Below are 23,523 nucleotides of genomic sequence, written 5' to 3'. Positions count from 1 at the left end.
AGATTGTATTTATGAAAGATTGGGGGGATGGCGATGATTCAATTTGAAAATATAAGCGTAAGTTTTCCGCAAAAAAATGGAGAACTTCATGCAGTAAATAATGTGACCCTTCATATTGGGAAGGGCCAAATATATGGCCTTGTAGGGGCAAGCGGGGCAGGAAAAAGCACGTTGCTACGTACAATTAACCTTCTGGAGCAACCTACCTCGGGCAAGGTTTTTGTAAACGGAGAGATGATTAATCATCTTCGTGGAGAAAGGCTCAGGCGATATCGACAAAATATAGGTATCATTTTTCAGCACTTTAATTTGGCAGCAAACAAAACCGTTCGGAAAAATATTGAATTTCCCTTAAGTGCAGCGAATGTGCCTAAGGGGCAAAGAAAAAAACGGGTTGATGAGTTGTTGGATTTGGTGGGGCTTAGGGATAAGAGTGAAGAATATCCAGCGAAGCTTAGCGGTGGCCAAAAACAACGAGTGGGCATTGCCCGTGCCTTGGCAAACAATGCAAATATTTTGCTTTGTGATGAGGCGACCAGCGCCCTTGATCCGGAAACAACTACCTCAATTTTAAAGCTTTTGGAAAATATCAATCAGAAGTATGGCATCACGATTATTATGATTACCCATGAAATAGATGTGGTTAAAATGATTTGCCATGAAGTGGCAGTGATGAAGGACGGCAGTGTGGTGGAGCATGGAAAGGTCATAGATGTCATTTCTAAGCCGCAAAATGAGTTTACGAAAAAGCTGATTTACAATTCGGAAAACTACGAATTGCCTTCTGATATTATTGCCCGCTTTGGTGAGAAAAGCATCATAAAAATAACATACTTGGGTAGCGATGCGTCAGAGCCTATCCTTTCAAATGCCATAAAAAGCAATCATGTTGATATCAGTATTTTGCATGGGAAAATTGATTATATCAATCATATTCCCGTTGGCACACTGATTGTAAGTGTGCAGGGTGAGCAAAGGGATGCGGAAAATGCCATTGACTATATTAGGAGTAAAACCCTAAGAGTGGAGGTGGGTGCGAATGAATTTTAATCTGCAAGATGCCCTTGCTACGGCCCTTTTGGAAACGTTACAAATGGTTGCCTATTCTTTGATCATGTCTATCCTTTTTGGCGGAATCATTGGTTTGCTTTTATACGTAACCACAACAAAGCTTTTTTATAAAAATGCAGTGTTTAGTGAAGTAAGCGGCATCATTGTAAATATTCTTCGTTCTATACCCTTTATTATTTTACTGGTTTTATTAATGCCCATTACAAAAGCCATTGTAGGAACGAATATTGGGCCTAAGGCGGTTGTGGTTCCCTTAACGGTTACAGCAATTGCGTTTTATGCAAGGCTGTCCCAAGCTGCTTTTGCCGAAGTGGACAATGGAGTGTTGGAGGCGGCTAGTGCGTGCGGTGCTCATCCCATTATGATTATTTTCAGCATTTTACTGCCTGAGGCTCGTGTGGGCCTGATAAACGGCATTACGGTAACAACCATATCTTTAATCGGATATTCCGCAATGGCAGGAACTGTTGGCGGAGGGGGCATCGGCGATCTTGCTGTTCGGTACGGATATCAACAGTATGAAACGAAAATCATGTTGCTTTGTGTAGTGATATTGGTAGTTATTGTGCAAAGCATACAGCTTTGCGGTGACTATATAGCAAGAAAAGCAAACAAAAGAAGTGGTGGCTAAAACAAATGAAGATGGAGGTAAGAATGATGGTAAATATCCGATGGCATGGAAGGGGAGGTCAGGGGGCTTTCACTGCCGCAAGGCTACTGGGGGCGGCTTACTCCTCCCACGAGAATAAATATGCCCTTGCGTTTCCTTCTTTCGGGCCCGAAAGAAGGGGGGCACCCATTCAGGCTTTTACAAAATTAGATACAAAGCCTGTTGTAAATAGAAGTGAGGTGGATAAAGCAGATTATATTATTTTTCTGGACGACACCCTTTTTACAGAGGGGATTTTAACAGAGCTCAAGCAGGGAGGTAAGGTGTTATTGAATACAAAGCAAAGCTTTGAAAATCCGAGGGTGCTTACAATTAATGCAGACAGTATTGCAGCTGAAATTTTGAAACAGCCCATTACGAATACGATAATGCTAGGAGCCTTTGCCAGTGTATTTGATGGCATAAACCTTGATGATATCAAAGAGGCAATTCGGCTGTTTATGCCTAAAAAGTTACATGAAAAAAATATTGCGGCTGTTGAGCAGGCGGCAACGCAAATCAATAGGGGGGTGCTTCTATGAAACCATATCTCAGAGATAAGGTGCCAACAACCCTTTCGGAGATTCCTGATCATACCGCATATGAAGCAGGGTATCTGGTTACAAAGAATGCGGGTTGGCGAAATATTCGGCCTGTGATTAATTTGGAAAAATGCGTAGGGTGTTTACAGTGTTATTTATACTGTCCCGACGGTGTCATTTCCAAGGAAGAAAACAAGGTGAGGCTAGATTATGATTTTTGCAAGGGATGTGGCATTTGTAAAAAGATGTGCCATTTTGATGCGATACAAATGGAGGTGGAGAAATAATGGCGAAGGAATTTTTATCGGGAAATGAAGCGTTTGCCTATGGCATTCGTCTTGCACGCCCACAGGTAATATCCGCATATCCCATTACGCCCCAAACCATTGTAGTGGAAAAACTGTCGGAGATGGTGGAGGATAGCAGCTTGCAGGCAGAATTCATACATGTGGAATCAGAACATTCGGCACTGTCTTGTGCCATCGGGGCTTCGGCGGTGGGTGCTCGTGCTTTTACGGCAACGTCATCCCAAGGGCTATTGTACATGGCAGAGTGTCTAACCTATGCCGCAGGTGGACGGTTCCCCATTGTAATGATGAATGCCAATCGTTCCACAGCACTTCCTTGGAACATCTATGGGGATCAAAGGGACTCCCTTTCTCTTTTGGATTGCGGGTGGATTCAAGCATATGCGGAAAATGCCCAAGAAAGTCTGGATCTGGCGCTGATGAGCTATTACATAGCAGAGCATAAAAAGGTTTCCACACCTTTTATGGCCAACTTAGATGGCTTTGTATTGACACATACCTATGAGGTGGTTGAGGTTCCTGAGGCCAAACAGGCGGATTTATTCCTCAAGCCTTATGTAACAGAAAATAAACTGGACTTATCTTATCCTAAAAATCTTGCTTTTTCCGTAGGCCCCGACCATAATACGGCCTTTAAATTCAAAGAGCATTTGGGGATTTTACGTGCAAAAGAGGCCATTGACGAAGCCGAACATAAATTCAATGAAATTTTTGGACGTCAATACACAGGGTTAACGGAAAGCTACCATGCAGACGATGCGGATTATATCATCATAACATTAGGAAGCATTGCGGGATTGGTACGAGAAACGGTAGATAAATATCGTGAAAAAGGCGAAAAGGTTGGTTTATTGCGTATACGCTACATGCGCCCCTTCCCCAATGAAGAAATTGCCGCTGTTGCAAGAAATGCAAAGGCAATTGGGATTTTGGAAAAGGATATTTCTTTTGGAAACGAAGGGACAGTATATACCAATGTGAATTCTGCCTTACAAAAAGCTGGATTGTCCATCCCTTCTTCAAATTTTATAGGGGGCCTTGGGGGCAGAAATATTTCTGAGCATGAGATTGAAAGTATTTTTGAGGAGTTAAAAAATGAAAAAAGCACAGTAAGCTTTTTGGGAATCGGAGGTGGCGAAGAATGAGCCTAACTGGGAAAACTTTAAATGAGGAAGAGTTCTTTTACGGGCATAAGGCCTGTGCAGGCTGTGGGGGCAGTTTAGCCGTTCGAATTGCCTTAAAGGTTCTAGGGGAACGTGCCGTTGCCGTTCTTCCTGCGGGCTGTATGTCAGCAGTAGCCTTTAATTTTCCCCAACTTTGCTTTGGCAACAATGCAATGATTTCAACCTTTGCAGGAACAGCCTCTATGCTTACGGGTGTAGAAGCGGGATTGCGGGCACAAGGGATTAATGATTTTCAGGCCGTAGGGTTCGCCGGAGATGGCGGTACTGCCGACATCGGGATACAGGCCCTTTCAGGAGCCATCGACCGCAACGATAACATTTTATATATCTGCTATGACAATGAAGCTTATATGAATACAGGGATACAAAAAAGTTCCTTAACGCCCTTTGGTGCAAAAACAACGACGACCCCTGCTGGGGAAAATATACGAGGCAATCTTCGACCGAAAAAGAATATGTTTGAAATTACGGCTGCCCATGGCATTGCCTACGCTGCCACTGCAAGCATCGGGTTTTTGAATGATTTTATGAATAAAGTGGAGAAGGCGTCGAAAATCAAAGGTACAAAATACATACATGTCATTGCACCCTGTCCAACGGGCTGGGGTACAGCCACGGACGAGACCATTGACTTTGCAAAGGAAATTGTAGATTGCGGTTTGTGGTACTTGGCAGAATATGAGAACGATGAGTTTATTTTAAACTATAAACCTACAGAATTTACAGATGTAGAAACTTATCTTAGAAAGCAAAGCCGTTTTGCCCAGCTTACGGATGAAGATATACAAGTAGTGCGAGAGTCCCGAGATAAAAAATGGGAAAGGATTCAAAAAAATTATAAAGTGAAATAGGAGGAAATTACATGAGTGATAAGAAATATTGGAACGAAGGGCTGGAGACATTAACAAGAACAGAATTGGAAAATCGTCAGCTTGGGGACTTGAAGGAAATCGTCCAATTTGCATATGAAAATGCACCATATTATAAAAAATCCTTTGACGAGGCAGGGATAAAGCCTGAGGATATACAAACCCTTTCAGACATTCAAAAGCTACCCTTTATTGATAAAAAAACACAACGTGATGCCCAAGGGATTGGTTCATTTTTAGGGGAGCTATGCGCTGTACCTGAGGAGGATGTGATTTTTATTTCAACTTCCTCCGGTTCCACAGGGGTTCCGACTATGAGCCCTTTTACCAAGAAGGATTTCGATGAATTTCAAGATGCACAAAGTCGCTGGTTTTGGCAAATCGGCATGAGGCCAAAAGATAGATATGTTCATGCACTAAATTTTTCCCTTTATGTTGGCGGGCCTGATGTGATTGGTGCCCAAAACCTTGGTGCATTGTGTATTTGGGGTGGAACACTGCCCAGCGAACGTTTATTGTATGTTTTGAAGACCTATCAGCCCACAATTATCTGGACCAGCCCATCCTATGCGTGGCATTTGGGGGAAACGGCCATTAAAAACGGTATTGATCCGAAAAAAGATTTATCCATTCGTAAAATCATTGTGGCAGGGGAACTTGGTGGTTCTATTGACTCAACTAGAAAAGCCATTGAAGATTTATGGGGGGCAGAGGTTTTTGATTTTTATGGTCTCTCGGATATTTTTGGTGCCTGTGCCGCAATGTGTGAGGCAAAAGATGGGTTACATATTGCAGAAGATCATATTTTAGTTGAAACAATAGACCTTCACACAGGGGAAATATTGCCTCCTGGGGAAGTGGGTGAGTTGGTATTTACCACTTTGCGTAAGCACGCAAGACCACTTTTGCGTTTTCGTACTGGGGATATTGGCTGGATTGACAATACATCATGTTCTTGTGGTCGTACCCATGGCAGAATTCATATTAACGGCAGAAAGGACGATATGTTTATCGTTTCAGCGGTGAATGTATTCCCTAGTGATATAGAAGCTGTGGTTCGTGATCTGAAAGGAATCACAGGGGAGTATCTTGTACGCATTTCTGAGAAAGACTATACGTGTAAATATTCCGTTGAAGTTGAACGCAGTGGGGACAATTTTGAACCTGAGGAAAAGATTGAATCACTAATTTCCGATGCCCTGAAAGCAAGAATTGGCGTGAAGCCTTCCAGCGTAAAAGTGCATCCCGATGGAGGATTAAACACCCGCTCGGAACATAAGTCAAAACGTATCATTGACGAGCGTAAACAGGATTATAGTATTTAAGGAGATGGAACTATGCCGAAGCTTTCAAAAAGAACAGAAACCTTTACCGATTCCGTCATTCGACGAATGACAAGAATTTCTATGAAATATAATGCAGTGAACCTTTCCCAGGGTTTCCCTGATTTTGACCCGCCCAAGGAGATTCTCACACGTCTATCACAGGTTTCCAATGAGGATTTTCATCAGTATTCCATTACATGGGGGGCGCAAAACTTCAGAGAAGCCTTGGCTGTAAAACAGTCCAGACTGATGGGGCGAAACATTGACCCAAATGGAGAAATTGTTGTGACCTGTGGCAGTACGGAAGCCATGATGGTTGCCATGATGACAGTGGCAAACCCAGGAGATAAAGTGATTGTATTCTCGCCGTTTTATGAGAATTATGGGGCGGACACCATTCTTTGTGGCGCAGAACCCATTTATGTCCCTTTGCATTACCCAGACTTTAACTTTAACCCAGATGAATTGGAAGCAGCCTTTAAAGAAAAGCCAAAAGCGCTGATTCTCTGCAATCCCTCCAATCCTTGTGGCAAAGTATTTACCTATGAGGAGCTGAAAATCATTGCGGATTTTGCAGAAAAATATGATACCTTTGTCATTACTGACGAGGTTTATGAACACATTGTCTATGAGCCATTCAAGCATGTTTATTTTGCCTCTTTACCGGGAATGTGGGAACGTACCATTTCCTGCAGCTCTTTATCAAAAACATATTCCATCACTGGGTGGCGCTTGGGTTATGTCATTGCACCTCCTGAAACTATAGATGTGGCAAAGAAGGTGCACGACTTTTTAACGGTAGGTGCGGCGGCACCTTTGCAGGAAGCGGCAGTTACAGGATTATGCTTTGGGGATGAATATTATGAAAAGCTTCGGGGTGTATATACAAAAAAGAAGAATCTTTTTTTGAAAGGCTTAAATGATTTAGGAATTACTCATACAAACCCTCAAGGGGCATACTATGTTTTGCTGGATATTTCTGATTTTGGGTTTGAGAGTGACTTGGAGTTCTGCGAAGTTTTAGCGGAAAAGGTGGGCGTGGGGGCTGTACCCGGCTCTAGTTTTTTCAAAGAGAACGTCAATCATCTGGTGCGACTGCATTTTGCAAAAAAGGAAGATACGCTGAATGAAGCGTTAAATAGATTGGCTGACTTAGATAAAAAGATTCCATCAAGAAGAAATAGGTGAAATGTGTGAACTGTTTTAAGTAATGTAACAAAAGATATGTTATAAACAAAAAAAGGCACTTCTTTTCCAAGAGAAGTCAGTGCCTTTTTGAGGTCAGTAGTTAAAAAATGAAATACTAGATAAAAGGGTTATTTCTTCATCTATACCCACGGTAAAATCATTAAACCACTTACAAATTCTTGGTGGTTAAATTACGTAGTTATCTCCAGGTTGGTAGGAAGCCATTAGATTTGCAATGGTAATGCCATCCAAATACTCAGAAATCAGTTGATCCAAGCCTTGCCACATGGAAAGGGTGCGGCAGTCGTGCCCTCGGGGGCATTCCTCAGCCTTATCATTCAGGCAGGCAACAGGGGCAAGGCTACCCTCTGTTAGGCGTAAAATGCTGCCCACAGTATAGGCTTCAGGGGCCTTGCTTAGACGATAACCACCGCCTTTTCCTCTTTGCCCAATTATGAATTTTTCCCGCACCAGAGACTTTAGTATAATTTCCAAATATTTTTCGGAGATTTCCTGGCGTTCGGCAATTTCTTTTAAAGGCACATAATCTCCTGGGTGTTCTGCTAAATCTATCATTACACGTAATGCATATCTTCCTTTTGTTGAAATCATCATAAAAAATCCCTCCAAACTTAAACCTATTATATAATGGGGTTAATAGGAAGGCAAATAATTTTTTTATGAAAAACACGATTTTCTATTGACAAAGAAGAAAAGAAAGCATATTATACCTATAAACCTACTTAGTATATAGGTAGTGGGCGAAATCAATTAATTTTGTTGAATTTGGGAAGATATTTTTTATGATGAAATGTTGACAAATAGATTGACTATGAATGGAGGAATTTATTATGAGTAAAATTTACACTTCGGCAGATCAACTGGTTGGTAAAACACCGTTATTAGAATTGACACATATAGAAAGAGAATATGGACTTGAGGCAAAAATTCTTGCTAAATTGGAGTACTTTAATCCCGCTGGTTCTGTAAAGGATAGAATTGCAAAAAGTATGCTTGAGGATGCGGAAGAGAAGGGGATTTTAAAGCCAGATTCCGTAATTATTGAGCCGACATCAGGAAATACAGGGATTGGTTTAGCAGCCATTGCGGCAGCAAAGGGGTATAAAATTATCATTGTTATGCCTGAAACAATGAGCGTGGAACGACGCCAGTTGATGAAGGCCTACGGTGCAGAATTGGTTTTAACCGATGGTGCAAAAGGCATGAAGGGTGCCATTGCCAAAGCAGAAGACCTTGCTCAGGAGATACCAAATAGCTTTGTTCCTGGACAATTTGTAAACCCTGCAAACCCTGCCGTTCATCAGGCTACAACAGGGCCAGAAATCTGGGAAGATACAGATGGAAATGTGGACATTTTCGTAGCAGGCGTTGGCACAGGTGGAACTGTTAGCGGTGTTGGGTCTTATTTGAAGGCGCATAACCCTGCAATTAAAGTTGTTGCCGTAGAGCCGTCTGCTTCACCCGTATTAAGTAAGGGTACTCCTGGCGCTCACAAAATTCAGGGCATTGGTGCAGGCTTCGTTCCTGATGTTTTGAACACAGAAATTTATGATGAAATCATTGCAGTTGAAAATGAAGATGCCTTTGCAACAGGAAAGCAAATCGGCCGTGCTGAGGGTGTTTTGGTTGGTATTTCCTCCGGTGCTGCTTTGTGGGCAGCCATTCAGCTGGCGAAGAATCCTGAAAACAAAGGAAAAACAATAGTTGTTTTATTCCCTGATACGGGTGAACGTTATCTTACCACGCCCATGTTTATGGATTGATTTTAATATAAGTCAATAATTTCAGAAGTTCTCTGTCCATTGACAAGGGCAAATGGACGTGCTAATATTACCAATAAACATAGTATGGAAATGGATGGATGGGAGGTTTGAGATGCACAAGCACGGTAGGAAAAAAACCTTTGGATTTGCCACAAGGGCGATTCATGTAGGAAATGATATAGATCAGGATAGTGGCGCAGTAAAAAGGCCTATTACAATGGCAAACAGCTATGCCCTCCCTTACGACCCAACGGATGTTAATTGGTCCAGTGCCGAGGGAAATCTCTATACACGTAACGGTGGAACAAACCAGAAGTATTTACAGGAGCGTATTGCTTCTTTAGAGGGCGGAGAGGATTGTGTTGTTTTGGCTTCCGGCGTTGCCGCTCTGTCAGGTTTGTTTTTTGCCCTTCTAAATGCAGGGGATCATGTTATTTTTTCCAATGTAACTTATATTGCGGCCTATCGGTTGTTAAATGAGCTATTTAAAAACAAGTTTGGCGTTGAAAGTACCTTGGTGGATACCTCTGATCCTGCAAATGTTCTGGCGGCCATTCGACCGAACACTAAGCTGATTCATATAGAGACACCCGGTAATCCAACCTTAACCATTTCAGATATTTCTGCCATTGCAACAATCGCCCATGAAAATGGCGCATTGTTGTCTGTGGATAATACCTTCGCTTCTCCTTTTAATCAACGCCCCATTGAGTTGGGTGCAGATTTTGTCATAGAAAGCCTAACGAAATATATCAATGGCCATGGGGATTCCATGGGTGGGGCGATTGTTGGGAAAACGGAGCATTTGGATAGCATTCGTAGCCAATCTCAAATCAATTTAGGGGGAACCATTAGCCCCTTTAATGCATGGCTTATTATGCGTGGGTCGGTAACTTTGCCCCTTCGTATGCGTCAGCATAATGAAAATGCTCTGGAGGTTGCCAAATGGCTGGAAGCACAGCCTGGCGTCAGTTTTGTTGCATACCCAGGCTTGGAGAATGACCCTGGCCATGAAGTGGCGGTGAGGCAAATGTCCCCTGGGTTTGGTGGGGTACTCTCTTTTGGATTAAAAGCAGACCACAACACCCATAATCGATTTGTAAGCAACTTACAGGTAATTACCTCTGCAGTTTCATTGGGACACGACGAAAGCTTGATTGTTTTTTTGGGTGAAAAGGATGAGCGTCAATACTTGTATCCAAAAAGATTTTCCAATGGGTTTTTCCGTTTTTCTGTGGGACTTGAAGATAAAGAAGATATTATTGAGGATTTGAAGCAGGCCTTGGAAAAATGCGGGTTATATGAATAAAACTTATTTTAAGTTTAAATTAAATATGCTCTTTTCATAGCAAAAATAGGGTCAATTGCTGCAATTATTTTGATAGCAATTGACCATGTTTGCGTTCTTAAATATGTTTGGGAAACCATGTTTTTGGGGGACATGAAAATATCTCAATTGGAGAAGATAAACTACGAAAGTATTGACGATGAAGAGAATTGTGGGGATGATGAAAATGATAGAAAAGAAAGGCGCTTTGATTGCCATGAGCGGCGGTGTGGACAGTTCCGTTGCCGCATACTTTATGAAGAAAAATGGATACTATTGTGAGGGGACAACCATGCGTCTATACCGTAATGAGGACATCGGCCGCTGTAATTTTCGTAGTTGTTGTTCCCAGCGAGACATTGATGATGCCAGTGAGGTGGCATTTCAGTTGGATATGCCGTATGAGGTCTTGGATTTTACCATGGATTTTCGGGAAAAAATCATGGAGAAATTTATTCGTATTTATGAAAGTGGGGGAACCCCGAACCCTTGTATTGACTGCAACCGTTATATGAAGTTTGATAAACTTTTGCAGTTTGCTCATGAGAAAAACTTATATTATGTTGTGACGGGGCACTATGCCAGAATTGAGCAAGACCGGACTTCTGGCCGTTATTTGCTAAAAAAAGCCTTGGATGATACCAAGGATCAAAGCTACGCCCTTTATACAATGACCCAAAATCAGCTTGCCCATACCATGTTTCCGTTGGGAAGCTTACGAAAACAAGAGGTCAGGGAATTGGCAGATGAGTTGGACTTTGTCAATGCAAGAAAGCATGACAGTCAGGATATTTGCTTTGTTCCCCAAGGCGATTATACCAAATTTATGGAGGAATATACAGGCAAGCATTACCCACCCGGAGATTTTTTGGATCAGATGGGCAATATTGTGGGGCAGCATATGGGGGCGGTGCGCTATACGCTGGGCCAGCGAAAAGGTTTGGGATTGGCTATGGGTGAGCCAGTTTATGTGTGTGGAAAGTCTATGGAAGAAAATACAGTTACGGTAGGGCCAGAGTCGGCTCTCTATAGCAAGGCCTTCATTGCGGAAGATATGAACTGGATAGCCTTTGAAGAATTAGACAAGCCTATGAGATTTCGAGGGAAAACCCGTTATCGCCAACAAGAGCAATGGGCAACGGTATCACCATTAGGAAAGGGGCAGGTTCGTGTGGAATTTGATACTCCCCAGCGAGCCATAACGCCAGGGCAGGCGCTGGTTCTATATGATGAGGACGTGGTTGTTGGAGGAGGAACGATTTTAGAAGTTCTTTCCTAAAATAAGAAGTTTATTAAAACTGCTATTATAAAAAAGATAAGGGAGTAATACAGAAATGCTGAATCAATTTTCAAGAACGGAGTTACTCATTGGAGAGGACGGAATGAACCGATTGAGCCAAGCACGGGTAGCAGTGTTCGGTATTGGTGGTGTTGGCGGGTATACCGTTGAAGCCCTAGCACGTAGTGGTGTGGGCACCTTCGATTTGGTGGACGATGATCAGGTGTGCCTAACGAACCTGAATCGACAGATCATCGCAACAAGGAGTACGGTGGGACATGATAAGGTTACATTGGCAAAAGAGAGGATTTTGGATATCAATCCCCATGCCGTAATCCATATTTATAAAACTTTTTTTAGTTCCCAAACTGCGGATGCATTCGACTTTTCCAAGTACGATTATGTAGTAGATGCCATTGATACGGTAAGCGGAAAGATTGAGCTAGTGATGCAAGCAAATCAAGCAGGTGTACCGATTATTAGCTGTATGGGGGCGGGCAACAAAATGGACGCTTCTGCTTTTCAGGTAGCGGATATCTACAAAACTTCCGTATGTCCCTTGGCACGGGTGATGCGTCACGAGTTGAAAAAACGAAGGGTCAAAAAGCTGAAAGTTGTATATTCCAAGGAATTGCCAATTACCCCGGTAGAACATAGTGGAATTAGCTGCCACAGTCATTGCATTTGTCCCTCGGGAACCACAAGAAAATGTACTCAACGCAGGCAAGTTCCCGGGAGTAATGCCTTTGTTCCCGCCGTGGCAGGCCTAATCCTTGCGGGGGAAGTGATAAAGGACATTTCAAGGTTTGGAGGAAGCTTATGATTTATTTAGATTATTCTGCAAATACCCCTGTTGCGCCAAAGGTACTGGAGCGTTTTATACAGGTTGAAAGGGAATTTATAGGAAACCCAAACTCTACCCATGAGGCAGGAAAAAGAGCTCAATGGGAAATGGCAAAGGTGACAGAGGGGATTGCACAATTATTAAAGGTCAACCCCGCAGAAATTATTTATACATCAGGAGCCAGTGAAGCAAATAATTTAGCAATCAAAGGGATTGCCCGTTCTGCTCGACATATTGGTCGGCATATTATTTCTACGCCTTTGGAGCATTCCTCTGTCAGCGGTTGCTTGACTGCCCTGCAGGAACAGGGGTATGAAATTGATTTGCTTAGGCTGGAAAGGGACGGTACTGTAAATCTAAAGGAACTGGAGGAACTACTACGAGAAGACACCATTTTGGTTGCAATTTGCGGCGTGGACAGCGAATTAGGATGTATACAGCCCATTTCTCAGATTATAGAGATTTTAAAGACTCACCCTAATTGTCGTCTTCATGTGGATGCTACCCAATCCATAGGAAAAACTCGGGTTTCCTTTCAAGGGGTTGATACCATGAGCTTTACAGGGCATAAGTTTTATGGGTTGAATGGATGTGGGATATTATTAAAACGAAAGAATTTAATCATTGAGCCTTTGATTCATGGCGGAGCTAGTACAACGATTTATCGCAGTGGTACGCCTACATTGGCCCTTGCCGCTGCAACAGAAGCTGCTCTGGAAATTTCATTGAAGGAACAAAGTAAACATTATGAAGTGGTGAAAAACTTTAACAGGAAGCTACGAAAAGCCTTAGAAACCTACCCCAATGTTCGGATAAATAGTCCAGAGAATGCTGTCCCCCACATCTTGAATTTAAGTGTGTATGGTGTGAAAGGAACTGTTTTTCAGAGGGCTTTGGATGAATACGAAATTTGTGTATCGGTGAAATCAGCGTGTTCTGCTGATGGACAACCCTCTCGCCCTGTTTTTGCCATAAGTCAGGATCGGAAAAATGCATTATCTTCATGGCGGATTAGCTTAAGTCATTTAACCACAGAGGATGAAATACAAGAATTGTTAAGGGTATTTGACCTCTGCTACCATAAGCTTTCTGCAAAAAGGGGGAACGAATGATGAGACGAGAATTAACACCAAATCAAATGATCGAACGCAGTATTGTTAAAAAATATCGCAAGGAAATTTGGAATCCCTTCATAAAAGCAGTGAAGCAGTATGAATTAATACAAGCCAACGACAAAATTGCCGTATGCATTTCTGGCGGAAAGGATTCCATGCTGATGGCAAAGCTTTTGCAAGAATTACAGCGTCATAGTGAGGTTCCTTTTGAATTGGTTTTTTTGGTGATGGATCCGGGATATAACGAAATAAACAGACAAAAAATTGAAAGCAATGCCGCTTTGCTTCATATACCCATTACGGTTTTTGAAACTAACATTTTTGAAGTTGCCAATCATACCGAGGACTCCCCGTGCTATCTATGTGCCCGTATGCGCCGTGGCCATCTTTATCATAAGGCACAATCACTGGGTTGTAACAAAATTGCTCTGGGACATCATTTTAATGATGTAATTGAAACCACGGTTATGGGGATGTTTTATGCCTCTCAAATACAGGGAATGCTACCAAAATTGCACAGCAAAAATTTTGAGGGTATGGAATTGATTCGTCCTATGTATTGTATTGGCGAGGAAAGTATTTTGAGCTGGAAGCGCTATAACGATTTGGAATTTATTCAATGTGCCTGCCGATTTACAGAAAATTGCACTATGTGTGATAATGGTAGTGGTGGCTCCAAGCGTGAGGAAATTAAAACGCTTCTTCGCAGACTAAAAAGAGATAATCCCAATATTGAAAAAAGTATTTTCAATAGTATTCACGCCGTTTCACTGGATACAATGGTTGGATATAAAGAAAAAGGTATTCGATACTCATTTTTAGATAGCTATAGAAAAGATTGAAAGCAATCCCTAGTAAAAACATTCAATAATAGGCGTATCAAAAAGTTCGTAAAAGGTTGCTCCCTATTCTGCCTAGGGGGAAGTATTTTTCCAAATAGTCTAAGTATCATTGGTGAAAACCAGGCGAATGATACCTAGGCTATTTTTATTACTGTCAGGACAGGTGAAGCCTATCTTAGCTTTTATTTACAAGAGAAAGAGATTTATATTGATACAGATAATCCTATTAATAAAACAATAGATTGGGTTTGAACGAGGAGTTTACATTTGTCAATTTACAAAAACTTCTCAGTGGCTATAGAGTGGCAAACAAGTTGATGTAGTTTTTATTGACAGATGATATGGTATATATTATTATATTTAGAGACTAAGTAATGATAATGATTACAAGATGAGGTGTATAATGAATAAACTCAAAGGGGTACGAATCGGTGATTTAGCAATGAATGTGCCGATTATACAAGGTGGAATGGGTATAGGTATAAGCCTTTGGCGTTTAGCTGGGGCAGTTGCTGCCCAAGGTGGAATGGGTGTTATATCTGCGGCACAACCTGGATTTTTAAAAGAGAACTTTGCCAAAGAGCCTTTGAAAGCAAATCTTGAGGCATTGGCTGAGAATATAAGGAAGGCCAAAGAAATAAGCAACGGCGGCTTAATTGGCGTAAACATCATGCGTGCGTGCAAAAATTATGGACAGTATGTACAATGTTGTGTAGAAAACGGTGCTGATGCCATTATCTCTGGTGCAGGTCTGCCATTGGAACTACCGGAACTGCTTAAGGATACAAAAGTCAAATTTGCGCCCATTGTGTCTTCTTTAAGAGCAACCCAATTGATATTCAAAAGATGGGACAAGAAATTTGGTAGGGTGTCTGACTTTCTGGTTATTGAAGGGCCAAAAGCCGGTGGTCATTTAGGCTTTACACCAGAGGAGGCAGAAAACTTGACCAATGAAGAATTTGATCAAGAGGTCGTAAAAATAGTTGAATACGTAAATACCTTTGAAGAAAAGTATGGCCACATTCCTGTGTTTTTTGCTGGGGGAGTTTATGATCGGGCTGATATTGACCATTATGTAAGTCTTGGTTGCAGTGGCGTTCAAATGGCAACCCGATTCGTAGCCACCCAAGAGTGCGATGCAGCTGATGCCTACAAACAAGCCTATATAGAAGCAAAAAAAGAAGATGTTATGATTGTGAAAAGCCCAGTGGGCTTACCGGGTAGGGCCATCCGTAACAGCTTTGCTAAGGAAAGACAAACAAGCCGTCGACCAGTGGAAAAATGTTTTGGCTGTATAGAGAACTGTGATCCGGCGACAACCCATTACTGCATTACCCGTGCCCTCATTGAAGCTGCCGTAGGTGAAAAAGAAGATTCTCTGCTTTTCTGCGGTGAGAATGTATGGCGTGTGGATAAAATGACAACGGTAAAAGAAATATTTGAAGAATTAAATAGCTAGAATGTAAATTAAGACCTTGGTGTTAAAACATCCCCAAGGTCTATTTTTTTTAAAAATTTGACGGTTTTTAATGCCCTTATTTAAAATTATCTAAGAGGTAGCAAATTGTGCTGGTGGCGAGGGTTAGTTGTCGCTTTGTGCTTGTTTGTAAGACAAACGAACAAGGGTATACAATTGCTTTACAAAAGTTTTACAAATTCCCCATGAACGTTTACGTATATTGTTACAAGTGGTAGTATGAACTATATCTTAACTGACTTTTGGAGAAACATTTTGTTTTATCTGTAGTAACTGTAAAGGAGCATTATAATATGACGGACGAATCTTGCGATATATTGATCATTGGAGGTGGACCGGCTGGGGCAACCTTTGCCAGACTTTTGCCTAAAAAGTATCATGTTATTTTAATCGATAAAAAGCAAAGTGAAGGGGGATTTCAAAAGCCTTGTGGTGGACTCTTTTCCGAAGATGCACAGCGCTCATTGGCACAATTGGATATCACAATGCCAAAGGCTGTATTGGTGGACCCACAAATTTTTTCTGTAAAAACCATAGATGTTGAGACTGGCTTGATACGTCATTATCAAAGAACATATATCAATTTAAATCGTCACAAGTTTGATATGTGGCTTTTAAGCTTGGCTCAAGAGAATGTGAAAACAATAAATGGAAGTGTGCGTAGTCTTGTTAAAAATGAAGAGGGGTATACCGTAAAACTTTTTGACGGCCAAGTTTTTAAGGCTCGATATATTGTTGGCGCAGACGGGGCTAACTCCCTAGTTCGAAAGACTTTGTACCCCAATAAGACAATACCCAGCTATATTGCCATACAGCAATGGTTTCATGAACAGCATCAAACTCCCTTTTACTCCTGCATTTTTGATAGAAAAACCAGTGATTGTTGTTCTTGGTCTATCTCGAAAGATGATGTTTTTATATTTGGAGGTGCCTTCCCACCCCAAGGTTGTCAAAAGGCATTTGAAAAACAAAAAGAACGGTTGAAAAAATACGGTTTTACTTTTGGAGATCCCCTTAAAACAGAAGCATGCATGGTTTTACGTCCTAAATCTTATTTTGACATATGTACAGGTAAAGAAGGAGCTTTTTTGATCGGAGAGGCTGTAGGTTTCATTAGCCCTAGTTCCCTTGAAGGTATCAGCTTTGCCATTGATAGCGCAACCGCATTAGCCGAGGTTTTTGCTCACAAAAATGAAAATAAGGAAAAAAAGTATTTCCTAAAAACTTTTTGGCTCCGCTTTAAGATATTAAAAAAGATAATCAAGTGCCCCTTTATGTATCATCCAATACTGCGAAAGCTTGTTATGTTAAGCCGTATTACTTCAATAGAAATAAAATAAAAAATACTCGAAAACGTTAAATAATAGGTTAAGCAAAGAGCTTACCATGGAGGATTAATTCATTTTTGATAAAAAGGGATTAGGAACTTGAAAGTAAACATAGAAGGCTGCAATTTCAAGGAAGTCTACCTAAATAAAGTCACTTACGAATAAAAAGGAAAAGAGTAGCATCTTGACTACTCTTTTTTCTTTTTTACTAAGTTAATTCACTACCACCATGGAAGTTGAATCCCTATTTCCTTTTAATTTATTTCATGATTCATCCGTTTGAAAGGAAGGGAGAAAACCTATGGGATTTTAAAGTAACAACTAACCATTACAAACCCAATGGCACTGTTTCTTGATTAGGTGGCTTTTGCTGGTTATTCATTTAAGGGTAGGTTATTCTTCTGAAAGTTCATATGTAACATAAGGATGTGACAGATGATATCCTAGCTTCTCTGCCAAACGAACGGAACGTAAATCGTGGGCATCCCAGCTGGGATATATATTTCTTTTCAAGCATTCCAGTATCAGCTTTGCGCCACACACTGTAGCAAGGCCTTTTTGTCTATATTCGGGTTTTGTATCTATTTCAATTTCAATCCCATTATCATAGGTTGCATATGGCGAAGCGCCTGCTACCAATTTTTCATCATGGAGTATTGCTACTCCTATTGCACGATTTTGATAATCTGAGAAGTCTCTAAACTGAGAGCACAAATCCATAGACCAACTTTCCTTTTGAGCAAGTTGGAATATTGTCTGGTCAAACAGTCGAAGCTCATAGCAATCGTCAAGTGCCGTTACATATGAAGTCAGGGTTGCTACATGAAACACATCTGCCTCTTTTTTGATGGCGTACCGTAATATCTTTTTTACTTTTTTGCCAAAAAAATCTTCTATTACAAGTTCCCAAGGAGCATCTTTAGGAACTAATAGTTTAAATCCAGTGATAGAGCCGAGAATATGGGTGTTTGGTTCCCCGGCCAAAAAGCAAAAGTCTCCGATATCAATCATCGCAGATTTTGGCGTATCATCAGGACTTACAAGCAACGTTCCCATATGCCCTTGCAAGCACGACCATATGAGTGCTTCATCCCAACCATCAAACAATCCTTTTGCCTCATTGTTAATCATTCAATTCACCACTTTTCTTAACCCAACTAATAAAATTCTTTTTTTTGATCGGCATTGCGTTTCACGTTAGAATTATTTTTTAGTTTACCATGGGTAATATAAATATTCAACAATATAGTTGGAATAGCAGAGAAGGAGAAAATGGGCCTGCATTGCATCATGTAATTAACCTTTTAAAGGGGTAAAAAGTCTATTGATAATGTTTGGACTGCCCAATATAATGACTCAAACCCAATAGAAAGGTACAGACATTAAATATATTTAGCCCCCAGAGGCCACAAATCAATATGCATTTCGAACGGCATTAAGAATAAAAATAGCCTAAATAGTATTGCTGGAAAAGCAAATATTATTTAAGCTATTGTAGCAACTCTTTATATTAGAAATCGTTCATGCCTTTTTATAATAAATCTAAAGATATCTGATTTTTCTTATTGTAAAGCGTTCTGTATCCAAAAAATAAAGAAAAAAAGACTGCAAGGCAAACAACTGTGGTAATCGTTATCATAATGGCAATTTGATATAAAATGGCTGTGGTAGGCAATGTTCCTGAGAGTATTTGCCCCGTCATCATGCCAGGCAGGGAGATGATACCCATACCAAGCATGGAGTTAATTGTAGGGAGCAATGCCGTTTCTACACCTTTGTTTACAAAGGGTAGTAAAATACTTTTCGGGGTAGCACCCGCATTCATTAGGGCCTCAATTTGAGCTTTCTGTGTTTTTACATTTTCTTGAAAAGTCTTAAGCCCAAGGCTAACGCCTGTCATGGCGTTACCCATAATCATTCCGCTGATGGGAATGGTATACTGAGGATTCCAAAAGTTGACGCCCACAACCCCTAAAACAAAAAACAGAATCATGAAAAAACCAGTAAACCCAAGGGAACAGGCGACAATTGCCCGAAATCTTTTATTGATTTCCCTATTTCTTGAAAGCGCCGTATGAATTGACATGGCAATCATAGCCGCAAGATATAGTAGAACAAAGAGTGGGTGGGGATTCTCAAAAATATAGGTCAATACAAGCCCTGCAAGGACAAGTTGTACTGTCATACGAAGGCTTCCGATCAGCAAAAATTTACTTTGATTGATTTTGCATCGCTTGAAAACTGCCAAAACAATAAGCAAAAGCAAATAAACAATGCCGAATTGCCAAAGGTTTAATACAACAATATGATTCATACTATGCCTCCAAATTTAGGTCAATGATTGTATCGGAATGATTCTCGGCTAGGGTTTTATCATGAGATATGACAATAAGTGTCATTCCGTTTTTCATGCAATGTTCTTTTAAATTGTGTACCAATGCATTGGATGTGGCTTCATCAAGTGCCGAGGTTGGCTCATCAAGGAGCAAAACCTTCGGTTTGAAGGATAGAAAAATGGAGACAAAAACACGTTGCCTTTCACCACCAGACAACCCTTTGCAATTGGTATCCAAGGAAAAATTCGCCATACATAGCTTCAGATACTCTAAAATCTCCACTTCACTTGGGGGCTTTTCCTCTCGGTAGTCATAAAACCGTACAAAGTTATTTTTGATTGTGTCATCAAAAAGAAAAACATTCTGTGAAACAAGGGTGACTTCTTTGCGCAAGGAGATTGTATCATAGTCCATTATGGGTTTGTTTCTGAAAAGTACTTCGCCATGGTCGGCGGAAAGTGATGCATTGAGCAACTTTAATAGTGTACTTTTGCCAGAACCGCTTTTCCCACAGATAAAAGTGGTTTTGCATTCCTCTATCTTAATTTGATTATAGTTAACGTTCACAATATTCTTGAACTGAACATTGTGAATAGAAAATAACTCCATAATGCCTCCTTGTACGTTGCAATTAGATGTGATATTATAAAAACGAAGTACGATATCAGATTTCGATAATTGTATCATGGGAGGTGTTATGATGCAAGAACCTGTTTTAAGAAAGTTATTTTTGGCCTTCATTCAAGTGCATATTTTGTATCACGCAAAAAAAGAACCCATATATGGTTCTTGGATAATTGAGGAATTAAAGAATCACGGATATGAAATAAGTGCGGGAACACTGTATCCTATATTTCATAATCTTGAGAAAGACGGTTTATTATTTATGAACCATAAGAAAGTAGGAGGAAAGGTCAGGAAGTATTACTCCATTACCGAAGAGGGAAATGCAGTTCTTCAGGCGGCAAGGGGCAAAATTGATGAGTTAAAGAGGGAAATAGAATAAAGTTACTTGAATTTCCTTTGTTGCACAAACTACATCGGCAGATGTGTTTGCAAGCCACCAGATTTTTTTGTTGCACTTTAGAAATAGAAAAAGAAGCCTAACCATTGGTTAGGCTTTTTTAGTTGAAAAAAACAAGGTGAATACGGGTTGCAGAAGCCACCTTGATGAAAGACTGACCTATAGATAGGGAAGTCATCGCTAATCTTTAGGCTAAAACGTCTTGGGGTTCTTGCTGTTTTCTATCGCCTTTTATATAACAATAAAGCCCAACGATAATTAATATTCCACCTATGATTTTTCCCATAGAGAGCATTCTAAATTTAGAATAGTCTATTACCATCCCTGTTGCTAGCTGGCCGAGAAAGACCAAAATGGTTACGTAGACAGCGGATAATTTACGAATGACTAGGCTATTAAGTACCATGATTAAAGAGCCAATAAGGCCTCCTAAAAAATAATAAACGGGTATGTTCTTTTCAAAAACGGATAGATTTCCAAAAGAAAACCCACTTACTATAAAAACATATACAATGGAGCTTATAAGTCCAACAAAGAAATTTGTCATTCCAGCTTGAATGAGACCTACTTTATTAGCCAGTTGACCATTAATGGAAATGCATATAATGATAAGTGCCCCCGCTATTAAGGCTAGTGCTGTAAACATATAATTTCCCCCTTATAGTATTATCATAGATATAATACCAAGACCCATAATGGCCACACCAAGTAACTTTGTTCGGTTAACCTTGTTCAAAGCAAGTCCCAACAGCCCGAAGTGATCAATGAGCATAGAAGCGATTAATTGTCCCAACAGGTTAAGGCTCAATGTTAAGGTGGCTCCCAGAGCCGAGAAGCTAAGATTATTAAACAGAACATTAAAAATACCAAGAGCTCCAGCGATAAAGTGATAGGGTTGTAAGCCTCTTATGCTTTGAAGCTTGCCACGGCTTCCTAGTAGTAGAAGGATTGTTCCGAAAAGCCCAACAAAATGGATCACCAGCAATGATTGATTATTCCCAATGTGCAAGGCTAGTAACCCATTGAAAGCCACCATTAAAGCAATTAATACACCATCAAATGTAGCGAGTGCCTTATACATCATTCATTTCTCCTTTCTTCTTTTTTTAATGGTAACATATCTTGAAATAGATCAAATAGGACATTTGTCAAAGACGTATAATGATATTTACAGGTAATTCTATTTGAGTTATGATTATAACTGATTTAATGATACTGTTATATGCTTTGGATCAGGGGGTTGATATTTTGTATAAATACAGAGATAGTCAAGAGCTTCGAAAATATCTTGCACTTTATCAATTAGAGGGTATTATCCACAAGGATATGGAAGAATATCATGAATTTCATCGCTTCAAAAAAGGTGACTTACTTTGTGAATTAGGGGAACCTCTACGTTATTTTTATATACTGCTCAAAGGTAATGTAAAAGTATACACCACTTCAGATAATGGTAAAATTTTAACACTGAGAATTTTTGATACCCTTACGAATTTAGGTGATATAGAATTGATTACCGGTACAAAATATCGTTGTAGTGTGGAAGTATTGTCCAATAGCTTATGTCTAGCATTCCCTATGCAGGTCATTCAAAAGATTGGATTAAACGATAATGCTTTTTTACGATACCTTTGCTCTGATCTATGCAATAAATTTGATCATATCACCAGTGTGAGTTCTAGTAACATCCTATATCCGCTGCGTAATCGCTTGGCAAGTTTCATGTTGGAATACCTAAGTGCAGACTCTAATGTAATAACTTTTCCTTACTCTCACAAAGAACTTGCTGAGTTATTAGGAACTACTTACAGGCATCTAACGAGGTCATTAGGTGAGTTAGAAAGCCGAGGTTTGATTGAGATGGTTGATGGGACTATTTATGTACTGGACGAAGTGAATTTGCGGAAACTTCATGTTGAAACCTATCCTCATAAGGTTTAATGAATCAGACGAACTTACATATTTTTTTTTCTAGAACGAACTTACTATGTGTTGCATAATTTGAAAGGGGCTATTTTCTGAAATGAGTACATTTAAAATTAAGGGAAAAGTCCTAGAAATAATTGGAATATACTAAAGCAGTATGTTTGTTTCCCAAGTTAAGAGGAATTTCGTTGAGACACAATAACCAGAAGGGATTTTGAAAATATGTTCAAAATTAAGAATAGAGTGGCGGAAATTGATTATCGATTTTTGCCACTCTGTTTTTGTCTACAGATAATGATTGCTTTTAGGATTGTATTCTATCAATTCTTAATAGGAATATATGCAATCTATAAAACCAATAACATTAATATTGACAATCAGAATCGACAGGTATATACTCATATTACCATTGGTAATTACCAATGGTAATATGAGCTGGAGGTGCAGGGTGAAAAAAAATATCACAAAAGAGCAAATTGTTGAAACGGCACTTGCGCTTATGCGTAACAAAAGTGATTTGCGAAGTCTTAATCTTAGGCAAATCGCAAGGACTTTAGGGTGCGCCCATACAAATTTATATAATTATTTTCCTTCATACAGTGATTTGCTATGGGAGACACATGCCACAATACAGGTGATTTTTATGGAGATACTCACAAAAAAGCTAGATATGGCAAATACGGTGGAGCTGCGGCTTACCTATTTTTTTGATGCTTTTGTAGAAATGTATATGGATAACAAGGGATGGTTCCGACTAGTATGGCATGAATATATTGAAGGGAACCGCCCCCAGGAAGACATTGAAATGACAGAAAAGACAAACAAAATGCTAAATATGTATATTGCTGATATATGTAAAGATCTTTACGGGCAATATCCAAATCCAGACGCGACAAAACGTGTGCTCCACAACACCCATTGCTACATTGTTGGTGAAATTTCAAATCATCTTTTGGGTAGAGGTTTGATTGAGAATGAAGCCGAGTTAAAGGCCTATATTACCCGTGAGGCCGTAAATATGTTTAGACTATGCCTTGTGGGCAAATAATTTAGTAGAATTGTTGGGAATAAGTTGTCTGCAACATGGTGAAAACAGTTTTCACAA

At 40.2% G+C, this 23,523-nt stretch carries 25 protein-coding genes; 19 read left to right on the top strand and 6 right to left on the bottom strand.

Annotated elements, in window-relative coordinates:
• Positions 1 to 33: 33 nt before the first annotated feature.
• From RBQ60_RS09410 to RBQ60_RS09375, 8 genes are read left to right on the top strand one after another with little or no spacing between them, the layout of a single operon-like run.
• Positions 34 to 1,050, top strand: coding sequence for a methionine ABC transporter ATP-binding protein (locus RBQ60_RS09410; RefSeq protein WP_307883431.1), 1,017 nt, complete (start codon positions 34 to 36; stop codon positions 1,048 to 1,050).
• A complete protein-coding gene (locus RBQ60_RS09405; protein ID WP_307883430.1) occupies positions 1,040 to 1,702 on the top strand; it encodes a methionine ABC transporter permease in 663 nt (220 codons plus the stop codon). Before RBQ60_RS09410 ends, RBQ60_RS09405 begins: the two co-directional genes overlap by 11 nt.
• A gap of 23 nt (positions 1,703 to 1,725) precedes the next feature.
• On the top strand, positions 1,726 to 2,262 hold the full coding sequence (locus RBQ60_RS09400) for a 2-oxoacid:acceptor oxidoreductase family protein (RefSeq protein WP_307883429.1): 537 nt from the start codon (positions 1,726 to 1,728) through the stop codon (positions 2,260 to 2,262).
• Positions 2,259 to 2,549 (top strand): 4Fe-4S binding protein, encoded by a 291-nt coding sequence (locus RBQ60_RS09395; protein ID WP_307883428.1) that lies wholly within the window; start codon positions 2,259 to 2,261, stop codon positions 2,547 to 2,549. The genes RBQ60_RS09400 and RBQ60_RS09395 overlap by 4 nt, the downstream gene beginning before the upstream one ends.
• Complete coding sequence (porA, locus tag RBQ60_RS09390) at positions 2,549 to 3,715, top strand: hypothetical protein (protein ID WP_331654180.1); 1,167 nt, start codon at positions 2,549 to 2,551, stop codon at positions 3,713 to 3,715. The genes RBQ60_RS09395 and porA overlap by 1 nt, the downstream gene beginning before the upstream one ends.
• Positions 3,712 to 4,605, top strand: a complete 894-nt coding sequence (locus RBQ60_RS09385) for a thiamine pyrophosphate-dependent enzyme (RefSeq protein ID WP_307883427.1) — start codon at positions 3,712 to 3,714, stop codon at positions 4,603 to 4,605. Before porA ends, RBQ60_RS09385 begins: the two co-directional genes overlap by 4 nt.
• 11 nt (positions 4,606 to 4,616) lie before the next feature.
• Positions 4,617 to 5,948: a phenylacetate--CoA ligase family protein gene (locus RBQ60_RS09380; RefSeq protein WP_307883426.1), complete on the top strand. Its 1,332-nt coding sequence runs from the start codon at positions 4,617 to 4,619 to the stop codon at positions 5,946 to 5,948.
• A gap of 12 nt (positions 5,949 to 5,960) precedes the next feature.
• The gene (locus RBQ60_RS09375) at positions 5,961 to 7,136 is read left to right on the top strand and encodes a pyridoxal phosphate-dependent aminotransferase (protein ID WP_307883425.1); all 1,176 of its coding nucleotides are present in this window, start codon (positions 5,961 to 5,963) and stop codon (positions 7,134 to 7,136) included.
• Positions 7,137 to 7,322: 186 nt separating this feature from the next.
• Here RBQ60_RS09375 and RBQ60_RS09370 read toward each other — a convergent pair whose 3' ends face one another.
• Positions 7,323 to 7,751 (bottom strand): RrF2 family transcriptional regulator, encoded by a 429-nt coding sequence (locus tag RBQ60_RS09370; RefSeq protein ID WP_307883424.1) that lies wholly within the window; start codon positions 7,749 to 7,751, stop codon positions 7,323 to 7,325.
• A gap of 236 nt (positions 7,752 to 7,987) precedes the next feature.
• Between RBQ60_RS09370 and cysK the strand changes: the two genes are divergently transcribed.
• From cysK to RBQ60_RS09330, 8 genes are all read left to right on the top strand, one after another.
• Positions 7,988 to 8,920: a cysteine synthase A gene (gene cysK, locus RBQ60_RS09365; RefSeq protein WP_307883423.1), complete on the top strand. Its 933-nt coding sequence runs from the start codon at positions 7,988 to 7,990 to the stop codon at positions 8,918 to 8,920.
• Positions 8,921 to 9,032: 112 nt separating this feature from the next.
• Entirely contained in the window at positions 9,033 to 10,229 is a 1,197-nt protein-coding gene (locus tag RBQ60_RS09360; RefSeq protein WP_307883422.1) for a trans-sulfuration enzyme family protein, read from the top strand.
• 205 nt (positions 10,230 to 10,434) lie between these two features.
• A complete protein-coding gene (gene mnmA / locus RBQ60_RS09355; RefSeq protein ID WP_307883421.1) occupies positions 10,435 to 11,526 on the top strand; it encodes a tRNA 2-thiouridine(34) synthase MnmA in 1,092 nt (363 codons plus the stop codon).
• 55 nt (positions 11,527 to 11,581) lie between these two features.
• Complete coding sequence (locus RBQ60_RS09350; RefSeq protein WP_307883420.1) at positions 11,582 to 12,349, top strand: tRNA threonylcarbamoyladenosine dehydratase; 768 nt, start codon at positions 11,582 to 11,584, stop codon at positions 12,347 to 12,349.
• Positions 12,346 to 13,482: a cysteine desulfurase family protein gene (locus tag RBQ60_RS09345; RefSeq protein WP_307883419.1), complete on the top strand. Its 1,137-nt coding sequence runs from the start codon at positions 12,346 to 12,348 to the stop codon at positions 13,480 to 13,482. The genes RBQ60_RS09350 and RBQ60_RS09345 overlap by 4 nt, the downstream gene beginning before the upstream one ends.
• Positions 13,479 to 14,327: a tRNA lysidine(34) synthetase gene (locus RBQ60_RS09340; RefSeq protein WP_331654179.1), complete on the top strand. Its 849-nt coding sequence runs from the start codon at positions 13,479 to 13,481 to the stop codon at positions 14,325 to 14,327. Before RBQ60_RS09345 ends, RBQ60_RS09340 begins: the two co-directional genes overlap by 4 nt.
• Before the next feature lie 403 nt (positions 14,328 to 14,730).
• On the top strand, positions 14,731 to 15,786 hold the full coding sequence (locus tag RBQ60_RS09335; RefSeq protein WP_307883418.1) for an NAD(P)H-dependent flavin oxidoreductase: 1,056 nt from the start codon (positions 14,731 to 14,733) through the stop codon (positions 15,784 to 15,786).
• Between the two features lie 311 nt (positions 15,787 to 16,097).
• Positions 16,098 to 17,144, top strand: coding sequence for an FAD-binding protein (locus tag RBQ60_RS09330; RefSeq protein ID WP_307883417.1), 1,047 nt, complete (start codon positions 16,098 to 16,100; stop codon positions 17,142 to 17,144).
• A gap of 381 nt (positions 17,145 to 17,525) precedes the next feature.
• On the opposite strand, the gene RBQ60_RS09325 is transcribed toward RBQ60_RS09330, so the two are convergent.
• From RBQ60_RS09325 to RBQ60_RS09315, 3 genes are all read right to left on the bottom strand, one after another.
• Positions 17,526 to 18,263 carry a GNAT family N-acetyltransferase gene (locus RBQ60_RS09325; protein ID WP_307883416.1) on the bottom strand — a complete coding sequence of 246 codons (738 nt, stop codon included), beginning with the start codon at positions 18,261 to 18,263 and terminating at the stop codon, positions 17,526 to 17,528.
• Positions 18,264 to 18,663: 400 nt separating this feature from the next.
• Entirely contained in the window at positions 18,664 to 19,446 is a 783-nt protein-coding gene (locus tag RBQ60_RS09320; protein WP_307883415.1) for an ABC transporter permease, read from the bottom strand.
• Between the two features lies 1 nt (position 19,447).
• Positions 19,448 to 20,077, bottom strand: coding sequence for an ABC transporter ATP-binding protein (locus RBQ60_RS09315; RefSeq protein ID WP_307883414.1), 630 nt, complete (start codon positions 20,075 to 20,077; stop codon positions 19,448 to 19,450).
• Between the two features lie 88 nt (positions 20,078 to 20,165).
• Between RBQ60_RS09315 and RBQ60_RS09310 the strand changes: the two genes are divergently transcribed.
• Positions 20,166 to 20,474 (top strand): PadR family transcriptional regulator, encoded by a 309-nt coding sequence (locus tag RBQ60_RS09310; RefSeq protein ID WP_331654178.1) that lies wholly within the window; start codon positions 20,166 to 20,168, stop codon positions 20,472 to 20,474.
• Between the two features lie 205 nt (positions 20,475 to 20,679).
• Here the strand turns inward: RBQ60_RS09310 and RBQ60_RS09305 are convergent, their stop codons facing one another.
• Positions 20,680 to 21,138, bottom strand: a complete 459-nt coding sequence (locus tag RBQ60_RS09305) for a DMT family transporter (RefSeq protein WP_307883413.1) — start codon at positions 21,136 to 21,138, stop codon at positions 20,680 to 20,682.
• A 12-nt stretch (positions 21,139 to 21,150) separates the two neighbouring features.
• Positions 21,151 to 21,576 carry a DMT family transporter gene (locus tag RBQ60_RS09300; protein ID WP_307883412.1) on the bottom strand — a complete coding sequence of 142 codons (426 nt, stop codon included), beginning with the start codon at positions 21,574 to 21,576 and terminating at the stop codon, positions 21,151 to 21,153.
• Between the two features lie 107 nt (positions 21,577 to 21,683).
• Here RBQ60_RS09300 and RBQ60_RS09295 point away from each other — a divergent pair, with 107 nt between their 5' ends.
• Both RBQ60_RS09295 and RBQ60_RS09290 read left to right on the top strand, forming a co-directional pair.
• Positions 21,684 to 22,433 (top strand): Crp/Fnr family transcriptional regulator, encoded by a 750-nt coding sequence (locus RBQ60_RS09295; RefSeq protein WP_307883411.1) that lies wholly within the window; start codon positions 21,684 to 21,686, stop codon positions 22,431 to 22,433.
• A 433-nt stretch (positions 22,434 to 22,866) separates the two neighbouring features.
• Entirely contained in the window at positions 22,867 to 23,466 is a 600-nt protein-coding gene (locus RBQ60_RS09290) for a TetR/AcrR family transcriptional regulator (RefSeq protein ID WP_307883410.1), read from the top strand.
• Positions 23,467 to 23,523 lie beyond the last annotated feature (57 nt).

It is taken from the genome of Anaerotignum sp. MB30-C6, assembly GCF_030908465.1.
In the GTDB taxonomy this organism is placed as follows: domain Bacteria; phylum Bacillota; class Clostridia; order Lachnospirales; family Anaerotignaceae; genus Chakrabartyella.
Note: the sequence above shows the minus strand (reverse complement) of the source record. Positions and strands in the feature narration are given on the sequence as shown.

Coding starts and splice junctions, on each gene's coding strand:
- RBQ60_RS09410 (WP_307883431.1), top strand. CDS start 34: ATGATTCAATTTGAAAATATAAGCGTAAGTTTTCCGCAAAAAAATGGA.
- RBQ60_RS09405 (WP_307883430.1), top strand. CDS start 1,040: ATGAATTTTAATCTGCAAGATGCCCTTGCTACGGCCCTTTTGGAAACG.
- RBQ60_RS09400 (WP_307883429.1), top strand. CDS start 1,726: ATGATGGTAAATATCCGATGGCATGGAAGGGGAGGTCAGGGGGCTTTC.
- RBQ60_RS09395 (WP_307883428.1), top strand. CDS start 2,259: ATGAAACCATATCTCAGAGATAAGGTGCCAACAACCCTTTCGGAGATT.
- porA (WP_331654180.1), top strand. CDS start 2,549: ATGGCGAAGGAATTTTTATCGGGAAATGAAGCGTTTGCCTATGGCATT.
- RBQ60_RS09385 (WP_307883427.1), top strand. CDS start 3,712: ATGAGCCTAACTGGGAAAACTTTAAATGAGGAAGAGTTCTTTTACGGG.
- RBQ60_RS09380 (WP_307883426.1), top strand. CDS start 4,617: ATGAGTGATAAGAAATATTGGAACGAAGGGCTGGAGACATTAACAAGA.
- RBQ60_RS09375 (WP_307883425.1), top strand. CDS start 5,961: ATGCCGAAGCTTTCAAAAAGAACAGAAACCTTTACCGATTCCGTCATT.
- RBQ60_RS09370 (WP_307883424.1), bottom strand. CDS start 7,751: ATGATGATTTCAACAAAAGGAAGATATGCATTACGTGTAATGATAGAT.
- cysK (WP_307883423.1), top strand. CDS start 7,988: ATGAGTAAAATTTACACTTCGGCAGATCAACTGGTTGGTAAAACACCG.
- RBQ60_RS09360 (WP_307883422.1), top strand. CDS start 9,033: ATGCACAAGCACGGTAGGAAAAAAACCTTTGGATTTGCCACAAGGGCG.
- mnmA (WP_307883421.1), top strand. CDS start 10,435: ATGATAGAAAAGAAAGGCGCTTTGATTGCCATGAGCGGCGGTGTGGAC.
- RBQ60_RS09350 (WP_307883420.1), top strand. CDS start 11,582: ATGCTGAATCAATTTTCAAGAACGGAGTTACTCATTGGAGAGGACGGA.
- RBQ60_RS09345 (WP_307883419.1), top strand. CDS start 12,346: ATGATTTATTTAGATTATTCTGCAAATACCCCTGTTGCGCCAAAGGTA.
- RBQ60_RS09340 (WP_331654179.1), top strand. CDS start 13,479: ATGATGAGACGAGAATTAACACCAAATCAAATGATCGAACGCAGTATT.
- RBQ60_RS09335 (WP_307883418.1), top strand. CDS start 14,731: ATGAATAAACTCAAAGGGGTACGAATCGGTGATTTAGCAATGAATGTG.
- RBQ60_RS09330 (WP_307883417.1), top strand. CDS start 16,098: ATGACGGACGAATCTTGCGATATATTGATCATTGGAGGTGGACCGGCT.
- RBQ60_RS09325 (WP_307883416.1), bottom strand. CDS start 18,263: ATGATTAACAATGAGGCAAAAGGATTGTTTGATGGTTGGGATGAAGCA.
- RBQ60_RS09320 (WP_307883415.1), bottom strand. CDS start 19,446: ATGAATCATATTGTTGTATTAAACCTTTGGCAATTCGGCATTGTTTAT.
- RBQ60_RS09315 (WP_307883414.1), bottom strand. CDS start 20,077: ATGGAGTTATTTTCTATTCACAATGTTCAGTTCAAGAATATTGTGAAC.
- RBQ60_RS09310 (WP_331654178.1), top strand. CDS start 20,166: ATGATGCAAGAACCTGTTTTAAGAAAGTTATTTTTGGCCTTCATTCAA.
- RBQ60_RS09305 (WP_307883413.1), bottom strand. CDS start 21,138: ATGTTTACAGCACTAGCCTTAATAGCGGGGGCACTTATCATTATATGC.
- RBQ60_RS09300 (WP_307883412.1), bottom strand. CDS start 21,576: ATGATGTATAAGGCACTCGCTACATTTGATGGTGTATTAATTGCTTTA.
- RBQ60_RS09295 (WP_307883411.1), top strand. CDS start 21,684: ATGATTATAACTGATTTAATGATACTGTTATATGCTTTGGATCAGGGG.